Here is a 17,920-nt window from a genome sequence, read left to right as displayed (position 1 = left end):
ATTTTAATTCAAATCCAGCCATTATTGGTAATTTATACTAATTTTGAAAGACTAATTATAAATCAAACAGAACAACTAATTATGCACATTTTTATCAGCAAAACATCACATCTATTACTATTCATTATTCTCACACAAAGTATTTTCCTATCCTATTGCTATGCCCAAGAAGCACAACAGAACTTATCAGATAACAGTATATTAATCATCAACTCCTATACAGAGTCTTCGCAATGGAGTAATGAATTTATCAATCCGATATACGATCAATATGGCATAAATAATCAGACAGATATATATATTGAGCACATGAACATGCTCACCATCGACACTGAAGAAGTTTTGGAAGAATATAAAAAGAACTTGCATCAAAGATACGGTAATATAACTCCCAAACTGATTATTCTATTAGGCAACTCCGCTTGGGCATTGATGAACAAAGAAATTGAAAAGGACTGGAAAGGTGTACCGGTACTCTTGTGTTCGGAGAAAGATTATATAGGTAATCCAAGCACTTATTTAACTAAAGAACTCATCCCCGTGAGTGACCGCAAAACATTGAAAGACTACCAAGGTAATATCCACTTGACCGTCTTTGACGCACACTTCTATATAAAAGAGACAATAGAACTGATGACAACCATTACCCCTCAGATGAGTAAACTTATCTTTTTGTCAGACAAAAGATGTATCAGTGCGCAATGTCGGGATGAGGTCGACAGTATAATAGCAAACAGCCATCCGAATATTCAGGTAGAACACTTGATAGCAGGCGACATTGCTAATGACAAACTGATCAGTTATCTGAAAACTCTCGATTCCAATACACTCGTATTATATCTCTCTTGGTTTAAGACGAAATACCAGCAAGGGAATGCAATCTTAACATCCAGTCTATCCAGACTATTAGGCAGCTACTCAAAATCTCCCGTATTCACGTTAAACAGAGACGCCATAGCTACAAACGGCTTAGTAGGAGGATGTTTTTGGGAAGAAAACGTCATAAAAAGCAAATTCTTACAAACAGTAAAAGAAATACTTGCCAACTCGACATCCCCAAAGTACAGATTCGTGCAGATGGGAACACCGGCCCCTGTAATAAACTATGTAGACTTCACGAATCTTGGACTGAATATCAACAAATGCCCGTCCAATACTATCTTTTACGCAAAGCCGCCGACTTTCTTAGAACAAAACTATCAGATTATTCTCGTCTTCCTTTTCTTTCTGGGTTGCCTGTATGCATGGTGGAACAGAAAAATTGCCGATGAACGGGGGAAAAAGATTAATGCCCTGACAGGCTATAGCAGTCTGATACAAAATATGCCTATTCTATACGCCAAGGAAGAATTGATTTATGATGAAAACGGACAGATTATAGACTTCATCTACAGAGAAGTAAATCCGACATTTGAAAAACATATCGCTACCAAAGAACAGACCTTAGGGAAAAGACAAACTGATCTTAAAAAGAATGCCAGCGTAGAACTCTTTAAACTATACAATACATTAATCCATAAAAAAGAATTCACTTTTCAGTACTACTACGAAAAGACTCAAAAGTACTATACGGTAATTGTTGTGCATTCCAGTCAGAAAAACCATCTGGACGTTTTCTGTGTGGACAATACTGAGTTATCCATCACTCAACAAATGCTGCACTCCGCCAATCATAAACTTTCAGCAGCACTAGAAGTAGCGGATATAACCCCTTGGAAGTGGGATTTGGAAAAGAAAGTCATACTCTGCGATGTCAATCGACCGGTAGAACTACTCGAAAGCATTGGAAACGTCAGTGAACAACAATTATCTGTTCCCGATTCGGCTTACTTCTCCAAGATTTGCAAGCAGGACAGAGAGCGCATAGAAGCGGCCTATACCAAGCTGATCAATGGAGAAGTTTCAAAAATCAAAGAAGAGTTCCGGATCATTAAAAAAAATGATTCCTCACATTACGAATGGGTGGAAGTACAAGCCACAGTAGACGAGAAAGATAAAGATGGCAAAGCCAAAAATCTTGTAGGCTCTTCACTAGTCATCACCCAACGAAAAGCAATGGAAGAGGCATTGGTGCAAGCCAAAGAAAAAGCAGAAGAATCGAACAAACTTAAATCGGCCTTCCTTGCCAATATGAGCCATGAGATTCGTACTCCATTAAATGCAATCGTAGGATTTTCCGGCATTCTGGCTTCAACCAGCGAAGAGGAAGAACAAGAAAGAAAAGAATATGTACAGATTATAGAAAATAACAACAACTTGCTTCTACAGCTTATCAATGATATCCTAGACATTTCAAAAATAGAAGCAGGGACATTGGACTTTATTTACAGTAGTGTGGATGTTAACGAACTGTTCTTTAGTATCGAAGATTCGAGCAAGTTGAAAAACACCAATGAGAATGTTCGTATATTCTATAATCAGCAGATGCCCGAATGCTGTATCAATACCGATAAAAACCGTCTGACACAGGTCGTTACTAACATGATCAACAATGCAATGAAATTCACCCAAGAGGGCAGCATTGAATTCGGGTATTATCCGAAAAATAACGATTTTCTTTATTTTTATGTAACAGATACAGGATGCGGTATCCCCGAAGATAAACTACACAATGTGTTCGGCCGTTTCGTGAAGCTCAACAACTTTGCCCAAGGAACCGGATTAGGGCTATCCATCTGTGAAACCATCGTCAAAACAATGGGAGGAGAAATCGGAGTCAGTTCTAAACTGGACGAAGGAACAACTTTTTGGTTTACACTCCCCTATGCCCCAACCTGCAAAACTGTGCATGCAACTAAAGATATCGAAAACGCAAGACTTATCAGCAAAAAGGAAAAATTTGTAATCATGGTGGCGGAAGATAATGAAAGCAATTATAAACTGTTTGAGTCCATGCTCAAAAAGCACTATACGCTAATTCACGCATGGAATGGCGAGGAAGCTGTACAACTGTTCAAAGAAAAGAATCCACATCTCATTTTGATGGATATCAATATGCCGAAAATGGACGGTTATGAAGCCGCCAGGCTTATTCATGAGATAGCTCCGCAAACTCCCATTATTGCAGTAACTGCCTTTGCTTATGCAGAAGATGAGCAACGCATAATCGAAAACGGGTTTGATGCCTATACCACCAAACCTATTCAGCCGAAAAAACTGCAGTCACAAATAATTGAATTGCTGAAAGAACGTTTCCTATTTACACTTTAGTGAACGTTTTCTGTGTACACTTCATCGAAGTATGTTATCGGAAAATAAGTCTTTTATTCTGCAAAAGTGAGGGAAGTGAGAGAGGAATTGCAACTTTTATATTTTTATTTCACTGTTTCTACTATCTAATTTTCAACTAAAAAAAATACGAATGTTAGAAATCCTCTCTCACTCCTCTCACTTTTTCCCCTTTATTTCATGAAATTTGGAAGAAAGTGCCAAAAGAAACAGAGTTCAAAGAACAAAACGTGGTGGGAAATCCGGAAAACATAACCATCTTTTCCGAACTTCCCACCACGTTTTATCTAGTTCGCACCGTCCGGTGATTTACTCACCCAACTCGCCCAGCAAATCATACGACGGCGCAAAGAAAAGCGTCCCCGTTATTGCCGTACTGAAATCGAGCAAGCGGTCGGTATTGCCCACCGGACTGCCGATAAACATATTCTCCAACATCCGGCGAGTCGTGCTGAACGTACTAGCATACCCAATAAAATACGTACCATACTCCCCTTTCGAAGTATTGGCAAACGGCATATTGGCACGTACAATCTTCAGATCATCACCGATATTGGTCACAGCATTATGTGCATTCTCCGGCTTCTCTTCGTCCGACAGCTCCACATCATTGAACTTATGACGTCCGATCACCTTCTCCTGCTGTTCCACCGGAAGCGCATTCCACGCAACCATATCATGAATGTACTTCTGCACAAATACATAACTGCCTCCTGCAAAATCCGCATCCTCCTCGCCTATCACCGCAAAATGATAGGGATTCTCATCGACAGCAGGATTCTCCGTACCGTCCACAAAGCCGATAATCGCCTTACCATCCATATAGCGGAATCCATGCGTCTCATCAACAGACACCACAGCCCCTTTGAGTTTCTCATCAAGAATAGAAGCAAACTCGAAACACAGCCCCATCTGCTTCGCCCGAATATGGAACAACAAATCACCGAGAGTAGAAACAGCCGTATACTTCTCCCCTTTTATCTCGGAGAAAGTACTCAGTTCTTTCGGTTTACCCTTATCGGGGAAAAGCCGCGTCCACGCATCAGCCCCGAATCCCATCGTGCAACTGAATTGCATATCAGGAAAACGATTGCGCATACTACGGATCATTGCCGAGAAATTGGCACATACATCCTTTACTTTATCAACGGTATCGGGGGAATCTGTCAGGTTATAAACTATAAATATTACATTCTCTCCCTGTTTTCCGGCCACATCCTGTGGGATATGACCGCCAAACGAATTTTGAAATAGATTCATATTCCTTTAATTTTAGTTTTTTAGTTTCGCCCATAAGATATATCCGGTGATGTTACTCTCTCTTCTTATATATAATATACTTTGTCTTTATATTGTCTCTCTCTCCTGTAACTTCTCTCTTCAGTCATTCCGCACATACATCGCGGCTCCGGCATCCATAAAGAGTTCGACATTCTCCGCATGATGCGCTATATAAGCCGCCGGTCCCGTATCTCCCGAGTGGCAGATTTCTTCCACCACTTCCGCCTTCGCTTTTCCGGTAATCAGAAAAATAACAAGGCGGGCGGTCAGAATCGGGAATCCGGTCATCGCAATACGTTTCTGTCCGTTGCGGGGATGAGTGCTGGTCACATAAATCTGGTCGGAAGAGAGCAAAGCCTCCTGTCCAGGGAAGATAGAGGAAGTATGTCCGTCATCTCCCGCTCCCAACAGCACAATGTCAAATTCGGGCCAGCCATTTTTCTTGGGTACCTGCCGGCTGACAAGTTCGGAATAGCGGGCTGCTTCTTTTGCCGGTTTTACTTCTCCGCGGATGCGGTATACATTTTCGTAAGGAATGGGCACTATCCCCAAAAGCAGGGAACGCATCATTCCATAATTACTATCAGAATCTTCGGGAGGAACGCAACGTTCGTCTACCCAATAAAGTTTCATACGCTTCCAAGGAGTAATATCAGCGTATTCATTTGCCCATAAATCAAACATCAAGGCGGGAGTGCTGCCACCACTCACTGCTATGTTGAACGTTTTGTCCGGTTCAGCATTCATGATATCCACCAGGTGGAATATCAACGAACGGGCTGTCTCCATAGACGACGGGAAAACAGATAGTTTCATAGTTCGCAATATTGGTCTGTATTTGTTAAGTTCTTACACGGGTTGGTCCAGTCTGCCCCATGCTCGTGCATCATAGCTTCACTTTCGAGAGGTCCCCACGTACCTGCCGGATAGCCGTACAAAGGTGCGTCCGGATTATCTTTCCAATAACGTAAGACCGGATCAAAGAAGTTCCAGGAAGCCTCTACAGCATCACTTCGAGTAAATAAGGTCGGATCTCCCTGAATGCAGTCGTCAATCAGACGGGCATAAGCGTCACCACTCGGCACGCCGCCCAACTGTGCGTAACTGAAATCCATCGTCACCTGACGGACTTCGAAACCTGCACCCGGAACCTTCATTCCGATCTTCAGCACAATACCCTCGTTTGGTTGCAAACGAAGGATCAACTTATTAGCCCTCGGACAGTTACCGCCGGAACAACGGAACATCTGATGGGGCGTCTCGCGGAAATGAACGACAATCTCCGTCACCTTCGTCGGCATCTGCTTACCGGTACGGATGTAGAACGGTACCCCGCTCCAACGCCAGTTACTGATGCCCAACTTCATCGCAATATAAGTCTCCGTACGCGAGTCGGGAGCCACTCCCTTTTCCTCACGATACCCCTTCTTATTGCCCGAAGCCGTATATTGTCCGCGAACGATATGTTCATTCAAGTCCGTCTCCGTAAGCGGAGTCAGTGACTCATAAACCTTCACTACCTCATTCCGGAAATTATCCGCATTGAATACCGCCGGCGGCTCCATAGCCGTAAGAGCTACGAGCTGAATCAGGTGATTCTGCACCATATCCCGCAAAGCCCCCGCCGTCTCGTAAAAACCTCCACGCTGCTCAATGCCCAGATTCTCTACAGCAGTAATCTCCACATAATCTATATAATTACGATTCCATAACGGCTCAAAAATACCATTGGCGAAACGGAAAGCAAGCACATTCTGCGCCGTCTCCTTACCTAGAAAATGATCGATACGATAAATCTGATGCTCATCAAACACAGAAGAGTAAATCTTATTCAACTCAAGCGCCGACTCCAGATCATACCCGAACGGCTTCTCAACAATAATACGAGAATGAGGAGTATTCAGCCCGGCCGCCTTCAAATGCAAAGGCACCACCCCATACAGCGAAGGCGGAGTAGCCAGATAGAACAACAAATTATCCGGATCGACCTCCTTCGTAAGCTCTACCAAACGCTCCCGCAACTGCGAATATCCCTCCACTTTCGCAGGGTCCATCGGCAAATAATACAAATGAGAAACAAAAGAAGACATCAGCTCCAAATTCTGCTCTTCAGCCTTTACAAACTGCTGCAACTCCCCAAGTATATATGAACGGTAATCTTCATCAGAATAGACAGTACGCCCAATTCCCAGAACAGTAAAACTCCCCGTCAGCCGTTTATCCCGATACAGAGAGTACAATGCGGGCATCAACTTACGTTTAGTCAAGTCGCCCGAAGCACCAAAAATAATCATTGCAAATTTATCCATCGTCGTATTTTTAACTTTCTACCTTTTATCCATCCATCACCGCACCTAAACCAACCGCCCTAACGCATAATCACCCACCCACTACTAAAACCCACCTACAACTTTCCATCCGAACGGTCTCCCGGCCTCACCGAAGGAGCGTCAAGCGGAGGCTGTATCTCCGGCGTGAAGAAGGGCAGGCTGTTTGAGCGGAGCGAGTTCCTGCCCTTTAGCCGGAGATGCGGCCGGAGTAGCTCCGTAGGTGCAGCCTTGATTTTTTCTTTTGGTACCTTTCTTTTGCATCAAGGCAAAAGAAAAGTACTCACACATTATAAGTCCCCGACTTCGTCTCCCCTCCGTGCCCCGTCCAATTCTCATGAAAGAACTGTCCGCGCAGCTCATCCTTCCTCTCAAACGTATGCGCACCGAAATAATCACGTTGCGCCTGCACCAGATTGGCAGGTAAATTGTCAGAAGTCAGCGAATAAAAATAATTCAAAGCCGAAGAGAAAGCCGGAACAGGCAATTCCTCCTTCATCGCCTCCGCCACCAGATTCTTCCATCCGGGGAGCAAAGACTTGATTTCCTCACGGAAGTAAGGAGCCAGCAACAAATGCTTCGGCTTATCCGCCGCCTCAAAAGCAGCAGCTATATCATTCAGGAAAATACTGCGGATGATACATCCCCCACGCCACATACGGGCAATGGAAGCCAAATCCAGATTCCATCCGAAAGAATCAGAAGCCTGCTGCAACACAGCAAAACCCTGCGCATACGACACCAGCTTGGAAGCGTAAAGCGCAGAAAATATCTCCTTCACCAATTCCGCCTTATTATATATAGGTAATGTATGCTTGCACAAGAACTGCTTGGAAGCCAGATGACGCAACTCCTTCTGAGCCGACAGACTGCGTTCGAACACCGCCGTGGCAATCAGGCCCAACGGCATGCCCAACTCCATCGCATTGATGACAGACCATTTTCCCGTCCCCTTCTGTCCGGCAGCATCGAGAATCTTATCGATCAGATACCCACCGGATTTATCCTTGTGACGCAAAATATTAGAAGTAATCTCAATCAGATAACTGCGCAACTTCCCTTCATTCCAACGGGCAAAAACGTCCGCCATCTCCTCATTCGTCAGATCAATGAGATTCTTCATCACCCAGTAAGCCTCGGCAATCAACTGCATATCACCGTATTCGATACCGTTGTGAATCATCTTCACAAAATGTCCCGATCCGGCAGGGCCTACCCACTGGCAACAAGGAGTTCCGTCCGGCGCTTTCGCCGCGATGCTCTGCAAGACAGGCTTCACTTCCGGCCACGCTTTCTCCGATCCTCCGGGCATGATGGAAGCACCGTTCAACGCACCTTCCTCACCGCCCGACACTCCGCTTCCTACAAACAAGAAACCTTTCGATTCAGCTAATTTTACACGGCGATTAGTATCTTCGTAATTAGAATTACCACCGTCAATCAGAATATCTCCGGGAGAAAGTAAAGGGAAAAGCTGATCCATCAGTTCGTCTACCGGACTGCCGGCACGTACCATCATCATAATCTTGCGAGGGGTGGCAATTGATTCCACAAAAGCCTTTATATCTGTAAAACCTTCAATGTTTTTACCTTTAGCACGACCATTCATAAAGCGGTCTACTACTCCTTCTTCCACTCCGGGGACGGTACGATTATAAACAGAGACGTGCCAGCCCTTGCTTTCCATATTCAAAGCAAGGTTCTCACCCATCACTGCCAGACCGATCAACCCGATATCTGTTTTATTCTGATTTGCCATATCTTATATATTTTAAAATATTGTTTATGTAAGAAACACTTGAAAAGCACATTTGTTCGCTAGTTTTAGATTAAAATACTATTTTTGTAGTCAACAAATAACTATCAGAATGAAGAAAATCAAGATCGACCTGCTGCCACGCATCATTATTGCTATCATCTTGGGTATTGCCATTGGTACTATTTTTCCGGCTCCGCTGGTGCGAATATTCGTTACGTTCAACGGAATTTTCAGTGAATTTCTTAACTTCTCCATTCCGCTCATTATCGTCGGACTGGTCACTGTAGCCATTGCCGACATCGGCAAAGGTGCGGGAAAGATGCTGCTTGTCACCGCCCTCATCGCTTACGGTGCGACGCTCTTCTCCGGCTTCCTGTCCTACTTCACCGGTGTCACCGTGTTCCCCTCGCTCATCGAAGTGGGCGCGCCGCTCGAAGAAGTCAGCGAAGCGCACGGCATTCTCCCCTACTTCTCCGTATCCATCCCTCCGCTGATGAATGTCATGACGGCATTGATCCTTGCCTTCACACTGGGATTGGGACTGGCGGCACTGCACAGCGATGCTCTAAAGAGTGTAGCACGGGATTTTCAGGAAATCATCGTACGCATGATCAGTGCGATCATCCTGCCTTTACTGCCGCTTTACATCTTCGGCATTTTCCTGAATATGACTCATTCCGGACAAGTATATGCCATTCTGATGGTCTTTATCAAAATCATCGGAGTTATCTTTCTGTTGCATATCTTCCTGCTCGTCTTTCAGTATTCCATTGCGGCACTCTTTGTCCGTAAGAATCCGTTCCGGTTGTTGGGCAGGATGATGCCGGCCTATTTCACCGCATTGGGCACGCAATCGTCCGCCGCCACCATTCCGGTGACGCTGGAGCAGACGAAGAAGAACGGAGTATCCGCTGACATTGCAGGATTCGTGATTCCGCTCTGCGCCACCATTCACCTGTCCGGCAGCACGCTGAAAATCGTGGCCTGCGCACTGGCACTGATGATGATGCAGGGAATGCCGTTCGACTTCCCGCTGTTTGCCGGATTCATCTTTATGCTGGGCATCACGATGGTAGCCGCACCGGGCGTTCCGGGAGGAGCCATCATGGCAGCACTCGGTATCCTGCAATCGATGCTTGGCTTCGACGAGTCGGCACAGGCGCTGATGATCGCACTCTACATCGCCATGGACAGTTTCGGGACTGCCTGCAACGTGACGGGCGACGGAGCCATCGCACTGATCATAGACAAAGTGATGGGAAAAGGAACGGGAAAATAAAACTGACTTGGTTTGCATATACAGCATAAAATAACGAAATTTGTCCCCCATATTTTCAAATAAAAAATAAAGGAATATGAAAACAGCCCTTATATCAGGCATCACCGGACAGGATGGTTCTTATCTTGCCGAATTTCTCTTGCAAAAAGGTTACAAAGTACACGGTATCCTCCGTCGTTCTTCCTCATTCAATACCGGACGTATCGAACATTTGTACTTTGACGAATGGGTACGCGACATGAAACAAAAACGTACCATCAACCTGCACTACGGCGATATGACGGACTCCAGCTCACTGATCCGCATCATACAGCAGGTGCAACCGGATGAAATCTACAATCTGGCAGCACAGAGTCATGTGAAGGTATCGTTCGACGTGCCCGAATATACTGCCGAAGCGGACGCTATCGGCACACTGCGTATGCTCGAAGCCGTACGTATCCTGGGACTGGAAACGAAAACAAGGATATATCAGGCTTCCACCTCCGAGCTTTTCGGTAAGGTGCAGGAAGTTCCGCAGAAGGAGACGACTCCGTTCTATCCCCGTTCTCCCTACGGAGTGGCAAAGCAGTACGGTTTCTGGATCACCAAGAACTACCGCGAAAGCTATGGCATGTTTGCCGTTAACGGCATCTTGTTCAATCACGAAAGTGAACGTCGTGGCGAAACATTCGTTACCCGCAAGATTTCTCTCGCTGCCGCACGTATCGCGCAAGGCGAGCAGGACAAGCTGTATTTAGGTAATCTGGATGCCCGCCGTGACTGGGGATATGCGAAAGATTACGTGGAATGTATGTGGCTGATTCTTCAGCATGACGTTCCGGAAGATTTCGTAATCGCCACCGGAGAGATGCACACCGTACGCGAATTTGCCGCACTGGCATTCAAGGAGGCAGGCATCGAACTTCGTTGGGAAGGCGAAGGCGTGGACGAAAAGGGTATCGACGTGGCTACCGGAAAAGTATTGGTAGAGGTTGATCCCAAATATTTCCGTCCGGCAGAAGTGGAACAACTGTTAGGAGATCCTACCAAAGCCCGGACATTGTTGGGATGGAACCCAAGGAAGACATCGTTCGGAGAACTGGTAAGCATCATGGTGCGCCATGACATGGAGAAAGTAAGAAGAATGATTGCCACCAAGCACTAACAGACCTCAAACCGAACGCGGATTACGCCGATTGAACGTTCTTCTTTTTTTTACAGAAGATGCGCATAACCGGAGTAATCCGTGTTCATATATGATACTTAATCATGGAAAAGAATGCTAAAATCTATGTAGCAGGGCATCACGGTTTGGTGGGTTCTGCTATTTGGAAGAATTTACAGGATAAGGGATATACCAATCTGATCGGGCGTACGCATCAAGAACTGGATTTGCTCGACGGTGTAGCTGTCCGCCGTTTTTTCGACGAAGAGCAACCGGAGTATGTGTTTCTGGCTGCTGCATTCGTAGGCGGCATCATGGCAAACAGTATTTATCGTGCCGACTTCATTTATAAGAACCTGCAAATACAGCAGAACGTCATCGGTGAAAGTTTTCGACATAACGTCCGGAAACTGCTGTTTCTGGGCAGCACCTGCATCTATCCGCGTGACGCCGAACAGCCGATGAAAGAGGAAGTCCTGCTGACTTCACCGTTGGAATACACGAATGAGCCATACGCCATCGCCAAGATCGCCGGACTGAAAATGTGCGAAAGCTTCAACCTGCAATACGGCACGAATTACATCGCCGTGATGCCGACCAACTTATACGGTCCGAATGATAATTTTGACTTGGAACGCAGCCATGTCCTGCCTGCCATGATTCGTAAGATTCATCTTGCGCACTGTCTGAAGGAAGGAGAGTGGGAAGCTGTCCGCAAGGACCTGAATCAACGTCCCGTAGAAGGTGTCAATGGCGACAGCCCCAAGGCGGACATTCTGAATATCCTCCGCAAATACGGTATCAGCGAAACGGAAGTGACTCTGTGGGGCACGGGAACTCCCCTGCGCGAGTTTCTCTGGAGTGAAGAAATGGCCGACGCCAGTGTATTCGTAATGGAACACGTGGACTTCAAAAATACCTACAAAGAAGGTGACAAGGATATACGCAACTGCCATATCAACATCGGAACGGGAAAGGAAATCACCATCCGCCAACTCGCCGAACGAATTGTAGAAACGGTAGGCTATCAAGGCAAACTAACCTTCGACAGCAGCAAACCGGACGGCACTATGCGCAAACTGACCGATCCGTCCAAACTACACTCTTTGGGATGGCATCACAAAATAGAAATCGAGGAAGGAGTACGGAGAATGTACGAATGGTACTTGAAATAACTATCCGCACGGATTAGGGTAACTAAAAGTCGATTCTATCCACATCGAGGGGCTGACTAAAAAGTCAATAGTATCTTAAATCTCCTCCTTCGGGAAGGAGGAGTACCCGTAGGGGGAGGTGGTAGGTGAATACATAACCCTATCATTTACAAAGAAATAGGAACAAACATTATTTCTCCTACCACCTCGGTCTGCGACCACTCCTCCTTCCCGAAGGAGGAGAATAGAGATAGAATCGACTTGTTAATCACCCCAATAAAAATATTATCAGCTCTAATTCAGCTCATTTCCAAAATCAAAAAGAAACAAACCGTTTTTTCGGATTAATCCATGTTAATGACTGCGACATGCATTGTGAACTGTCTTAACAAGCATTGTTAATGACATTACCATGCATTCTTATCGACCCTAACAAGCATTGATAACTTCCCCACACCTTCCCCTTACTTCCACATCTTAGTCCCTTATTACCCCAAGACTCCTCATTTCCAAAAAATCTTCATTCTTAATTCTTCATTCTTAATTTAATTACTATATTTGCACAATTTAATACCAAATGTGCAAAAACAATGGAAAAGAGTTTTATAGCTTACATTGAAAATAGTATCAAGAACAATTGGGACTTAGACGCCCTGACAGATTACAAGGGAGCCACCCTTCAGTATAAAGACGTTGCTCGAAAAATCGAAAAACTCCATATCATCTTCGAAGAAAGCGGAATCCGCAAGGGAGACAAAATCGCCGTTTGCGGCCGAAACAGTTCCCATTGGGGAGTCACTTTCCTCGCCACGCTGACGTATGGAGCAGTCATCGTCCCCATCCTTCACGAGTTCAAGGCAGACAATGTGCACAACATCGTCAACCACTCCGAAGCCAAATTACTATTCGTGGGAGACATGGTGTGGGAAAACCTCAACGAATCGGCAATGCCCCTGCTGGAAGGTATCCTGATGATGAATGACTTCACCTTACTGGTATCACGCAGCGAACGACTGACGCACGCACGCGAACATCTGAATGAAATGTTCGGCAAGAAATATCCGAAGAACTTCCGCAAAGAACACATCGAATACCACAAGGATGAACCCGAAGAACTGGCAGTAATCAACTACACGTCCGGTACAACGAGCTACTCAAAAGGAGTCATGCTCCCCTACCGCAGCCTCTGGTCGAACACCAAGTTCGCGTATGAAGTGCTCGAACTGAAAGCCGGAGACAAGATCGTCTCCATGCTTCCTATGGCACATATGTACGGACTGGCCTTCGAGTTCCTCTATGAGTTCTCCGTCGGCTGCCACATCTACTTCCTCACCCGTATGCCGAGTCCGAAGATTATCTTCCAGGCATTCGAAGAAGTAAAACCGAATCTCATCGTCGCCGTTCCGCTCATCATCGAAAAGATTATCAAGAAGAGCGTACTCCCGAAACTGGAAACGCCGACCATGAAAATCTTACTCAAAGTACCTATCATCAACGACAAGATAAAAGCAACCATACGCGAAGAAATGATCAAAGCGTTCGGTGGAAACTTCAGAGAAATCATCGTAGGTGGAGCAGCCTTCAACCAGGAGGTGGAACAATTCCTTAAAATGATAGACTTCCCTTATACGGTAGGCTACGGCATGACAGAATGCGGTCCGATCATCTGCTACGAAGACTGGACAAGATTCAAGCCGGGTTCGTGCGGAAAAGCCGCGCCGCGTATGGACGTACGGGTGCTGTCTTCCGATCCGGAGAATATCGTTGGCGAAATCGTCTGCAAAGGCCCTAACGTAATGTTGGGATATTACAAGAACAGCGAAGCGACAGAAGCAGTGATCGACAAAGACGGCTGGCTGCACACGGGCGACCTCGCCTTGATGGACGCCGAAGGCAATATCACCATCAAGGGACGCAGCAAGAATATGTTGCTCAGCGCCAGCGGACAGAACATCTATCCGGAAGAAATCGAAGACAAGCTGAACAACCTGCCATACGTATCGGAAAGCATCATCGTACAGCAGAACGAGAAACTCGTCGGACTGGTTTATCCGGACTTTGACGAAGCATTTGCCCACGGCTTGAAGAATGAGGATATCGAACGGGTAATGGAAGAAAACCGCGTAGCACTGAACGCCATGTTACCGGCATACAGCCAAATACTAAAAATGAAGATATACCCCGAAGAGTTTGAAAAGACTCCGAAGAAGAGTATCAAACGCTATCTGTATCAAGAAGCGAAAGGATAAAGGAAGTCTAGGATTAAAGGAATACTCTGTGAACCTAAACTGAAAAAAAGAGTTATAATAAAGATGAAGATAATAAAAACAATATTCACGGCAGCTGTTCTGATGGCTGCCGTTTGTTTGCCGGCACAGAACAAGAGTGCGGGCATCAACCTTTCCTTCTGGAAAGATATCTGCACACAGCCGTATGACAGCACTCAGACGACTTATGTAAACCTCGGTCTGCTGTCTACGCTGAACCGTCTCAACGGCGTTGGCATCAATGCGCTGGGAAGCGTCATTCATGGAGATATGAACGGAGTACAGATCACAGGATTAGCCAATCTTGCCGGTGGTACGATGCGGGGTGTTCAGATAGCGGGTGTCAGCAATATCAGCGGAGACAACACCGTAGGGCTTTCCGCCGCCGGACTGGTGAATATCACGGGTGACGGCTCAAAGGGCGTCATTATTTCGGGACTTACCGGCATCGGTGGGGACAACAACTCGGGAGTAATGATAAGTGGTCTGATGAATGTGACGGGAAACATGGCTTCGGGATTTCAGTTTTCCGGCGTGTCAAATATCACGGGACAGAGTTTCAACGGTATGATGACTTCCGGACTCTTGAATGTGGTAGGCGAAAACATGAACGGTCTGCAGATTGCCGGTATCGCCAACATCACCGCTAAAGACCTGAATGGCGCACAGATCGGGTTATGCAACTATGCGACGAAGGCTCATGGCTTTCAGATCGGTCTGGTCAATTACTACAGGGAAGATATGAAGGGATTGCAGCTCGGCCTCGTGAACGCGAATCCCGATACAAGGATACAAATGATGGTATATGGCGGTAACGTCACGCCCGCCAACATAGGAGTGCGCTTCAAGAACCAACTGTTTTATACGATCTTGGGAGTGGGTGCATTCGATCAGAATCTGAACGATAAGTTTTCTATCAGCACGTCTTACCGTGCCGGACTGGCGGTGCCTGTTTACAAAGGTTTGTCCATTAGCGGTGATCTCGGATTCCAGCATATAGAAACGTGTTCCAACAAGGATGAAGTGATTCCCCGACGGCTTTATGGATTGCAGGCACGAGCGAATCTGGAATATCAGATCAGCAAGAAATTCGGCATCTTTGCCACCGGTGGTTACGGACTGACACGGTATTACAACAAATCCGGTAATTTCGATAAAGGAGCGATCATAGAAGCGGGCATTGTCCTCTTCTAAAACTAATTAGGGGGGACTAAAAAGTCAGTAGTATCTCTAATCTCCTCCTTCAGGAAGGAGGAGTACCCGTAGGGGGAGGTGGTAGATAAATACATAACTCTATCATTTACATCAGAATAGAAATACACATCATTTTTCCTACCACCTCGGTCTTCGACCACTCCTCCTTCCAGAAGGAGGAGAATGGAGATACTACCGACTTTTGGGTCATCCCCAATGAAGATAGTACCGACTTTTTAGTCAGCCCCTACCTATTATTACTTATTTATACTTTCTCTTTAATCAACCCGATGCGATAAGCCACAAGCAACTTCTTCAAATCCTGAATCTGCGTCACAAGTTCCTTCCCTTTATCGGTGTCTTTCACCATCATCCGTTGCGAATTGAACTCCAGCACAAAGTTGGTTGACTTGATATCCAATCCTTCTTCAATAGCTTTCTGCCTAGACTGGAACGGCTCATGCTGCACCAACTGCATCCCGTGAGAATGGTAGACAAGCGTATAGCCCGCAATTCCCGTCTCCGGCTGATAGGCTTTGGAGAATCCTCCGTCAATAACGAACAGTTTGCCATTTGCCTTCATCGGCTGTTCACCTTGAATTGTCTTTACAGGCACATGACCATTGATGATATGAGAATGAGGTCCCAATGCCCCGAACTCATCTAATATCTGATCGCAGATATCTTCACGATTGCGAAGCGTGTAGTAATATCCCTTCTTTTCCTTTTGTATCTCCTTGTCTTCCAGAAAATAGCGTTCGAAAGTCGCCATCTTATCTTTATCAAACAGAGGAGCTTCCGGACCACACCACATATACCAGATATAGTCCATCGCAAATTCTTTATCATCCTCTCCTTCTTCGTCAAAGTATGCGGTACGAATCAGCTGATCGGCCTTATCGAGCAACTTACGTCCCCAATACTCCTTGCCACGTATCTTAACATGCTTGAAACTGCCATCCTCATTCAAAGGTACCGAAGCATGATAAAGAAGATTGGAATTGGAAACCAAATACATTCCGCCATACGTAAACAGGCAACGCATATGCTTCTTCAACTTCTCACTATTCATAAACGAATAGTGAATCTTTTCCACAAGTTCCCGTTCTTCGTCGGTCAGTCGATAAGGATCGGCAGGGTCTACGGTCGGGAAGTTTGTGTCACGCAGGGCATATTCTTTGCCTTCGTACACAAAGACTCCACGCTCAAAATCGATCTTCTCCAACAGCTTCCGGTTACTCATCCCGAACTCCGGACGACGGTCTATTATTTCAGCTTCCAGCTTAAACTGGATAATCGTAATCGCCTTATGCATCTGAGTGATCAGACGCAAAGTCTTCTCATTGTAATTGCCATCGGCAAAATTCATCTTCGGCATAAAGATGGTACACGGATCATCGGCATAAGTATCCATGGCGAAAGTTGCCAAAGGAAGCAGATTGATTCCATAACCGTCTTCAAGAGTACCCAGATTGCCGTAGCGCATGGACATACGGATTACGTTGGCTATGCAACTGTCATTGCCGGAAGCGGCTCCCATCCACAGGATATCGTGGTTGCCCCATTGAATGTCGAAGTTGTGGTAATTGCACAAAGTATCCATGATGATGTGTGCTCCGGGACCACGGTCATATATATCACCCACAATATGAAGAGAGTCAATGGTCAGACGCTGAATCAGATTACACATAGCTATAATAAAGTCATCCGCCCGCTTGGTAGAAATTATGGTGCTGATGATGACATTGATATATGCGTGCTTATTCGGCTCGACAGACGTTTCGTGCAGTAATTCCTGAATGATGTAAGAGAACTCTGCAGGCAGGGATTTTCGAACTTTGGAACGGGTGTATTTGGAAGATACATTCTGACAAACCTTCACCAACTGGTTCAGAGTGATCAGATACCAGTCGTCCAGATCCTTCTCGCGGGCTTTTACCAGCTGAATTTTCTCTTCCGGATAATAGATCAACGTGCAGAGTTCTTTCTTCTCCGCTTCGCGCAGGGTATTGCCGAAAATCTCGTTCACTTTGCGTTTTACCGCACCCGAAGCATTCTTTAATACATGTTGGAAGGCTTCGTATTCACCGTGTATGTCTGTCAAGAAATGCTCCGTTCCTTTAGGCAGATTCAGGATAGCCTCCAGATTAATTATTTCCGTACTTGCATCGGCAATAGTAGGAAAACTCCGGGAAAGCAACTGCAAGTAGCGGAGATCGCCAACTATGCTTTCAGGAGTTATATTACTTTGAGCAGTCATTATATGTACTATTTTACTATTTAC

General features: G+C 45.7%; 12 protein-coding genes. 6 read left to right on the top strand and 6 right to left on the bottom strand.

Features of this window, described 5'->3' with window-relative positions; genetic code table 11:
* Positions 1–81: 81 nt before the first annotated feature.
* Positions 82–3,210 carry an ATP-binding protein gene (locus ACHLI0_RS00580; protein ID WP_490748211.1) on the top strand — a complete coding sequence of 1,043 codons (3,129 nt, stop codon included), beginning with the start codon at positions 82–84 and terminating at the stop codon, positions 3,208–3,210.
* A gap of 327 nt (positions 3,211–3,537) precedes the next feature.
* Here ACHLI0_RS00580 and ACHLI0_RS00575 read toward each other — a convergent pair whose 3' ends face one another.
* The 5 genes from ACHLI0_RS00575 to gnd all read right to left on the bottom strand — a co-directional run bounded on the left by ACHLI0_RS00575 (position 3,538) and on the right by gnd (position 8,595).
* Positions 3,538–4,488, bottom strand: coding sequence for a Dyp-type peroxidase (locus ACHLI0_RS00575; RefSeq protein WP_490748210.1), 951 nt, complete (start codon positions 4,486–4,488; stop codon positions 3,538–3,540).
* A gap of 120 nt (positions 4,489–4,608) precedes the next feature.
* Positions 4,609–5,325, bottom strand: a complete 717-nt coding sequence (pgl, locus tag ACHLI0_RS00570) for a 6-phosphogluconolactonase (RefSeq protein WP_055217577.1) — start codon at positions 5,323–5,325, stop codon at positions 4,609–4,611.
* Positions 5,322–6,818: a glucose-6-phosphate dehydrogenase gene (gene zwf / locus ACHLI0_RS00565; RefSeq protein ID WP_008763420.1), complete on the bottom strand. Its 1,497-nt coding sequence runs from the start codon at positions 6,816–6,818 to the stop codon at positions 5,322–5,324. The genes pgl and zwf overlap by 4 nt, the downstream gene beginning before the upstream one ends.
* 141 nt (positions 6,819–6,959) lie before the next feature.
* Positions 6,960–7,127 carry a hypothetical protein gene (locus ACHLI0_RS00560; RefSeq protein WP_165360425.1) on the bottom strand — a complete coding sequence of 56 codons (168 nt, stop codon included), beginning with the start codon at positions 7,125–7,127 and terminating at the stop codon, positions 6,960–6,962.
* Positions 7,120–8,595 carry a decarboxylating NADP(+)-dependent phosphogluconate dehydrogenase gene (gene gnd, locus ACHLI0_RS00555; RefSeq protein WP_418204678.1) on the bottom strand — a complete coding sequence of 492 codons (1,476 nt, stop codon included), beginning with the start codon at positions 8,593–8,595 and terminating at the stop codon, positions 7,120–7,122. Before gnd ends, ACHLI0_RS00560 begins: the two co-directional genes overlap by 8 nt.
* Before the next feature lie 109 nt (positions 8,596–8,704).
* Between gnd and ACHLI0_RS00550 the strand changes: the two genes are divergently transcribed.
* The 5 genes from ACHLI0_RS00550 (at position 8,705) to ACHLI0_RS00530 (ending at position 15,636) form a co-directional block, all read left to right on the top strand.
* Positions 8,705–9,874 carry a dicarboxylate/amino acid:cation symporter gene (locus ACHLI0_RS00550; protein WP_490749541.1) on the top strand — a complete coding sequence of 390 codons (1,170 nt, stop codon included), beginning with the start codon at positions 8,705–8,707 and terminating at the stop codon, positions 9,872–9,874.
* Between the two features lie 76 nt (positions 9,875–9,950).
* Positions 9,951–11,021, top strand: a complete 1,071-nt coding sequence (gene gmd, locus ACHLI0_RS00545; protein WP_490748209.1) for a GDP-mannose 4,6-dehydratase — start codon at positions 9,951–9,953, stop codon at positions 11,019–11,021.
* A 104-nt stretch (positions 11,022–11,125) separates the two neighbouring features.
* On the top strand, positions 11,126–12,196 hold the full coding sequence (locus tag ACHLI0_RS00540; RefSeq protein ID WP_490748208.1) for a GDP-L-fucose synthase family protein: 1,071 nt from the start codon (positions 11,126–11,128) through the stop codon (positions 12,194–12,196).
* A 569-nt stretch (positions 12,197–12,765) separates the two neighbouring features.
* The gene (locus ACHLI0_RS00535; RefSeq protein WP_117977529.1) at positions 12,766–14,424 is read left to right on the top strand and encodes an AMP-binding protein; all 1,659 of its coding nucleotides are present in this window, start codon (positions 12,766–12,768) and stop codon (positions 14,422–14,424) included.
* Positions 14,425–14,487: 63 nt separating this feature from the next.
* Complete coding sequence (locus ACHLI0_RS00530) at positions 14,488–15,636, top strand: LA_2272 family surface repeat-containing protein (protein ID WP_117977530.1); 1,149 nt, start codon at positions 14,488–14,490, stop codon at positions 15,634–15,636.
* Between the two features lie 265 nt (positions 15,637–15,901).
* Here ACHLI0_RS00530 and ACHLI0_RS00525 read toward each other — a convergent pair whose 3' ends face one another.
* Entirely contained in the window at positions 15,902–17,896 is a 1,995-nt protein-coding gene (locus ACHLI0_RS00525; RefSeq protein WP_215643379.1) for a fructose-1,6-bisphosphatase, read from the bottom strand.
* Positions 17,897–17,920 lie beyond the last annotated feature (24 nt).

The organism is Bacteroides sp. RCH18, assembly GCF_058231005.1.
Note: the sequence above shows the minus strand (reverse complement) of the source record. Positions and strands in the feature narration are given on the sequence as shown.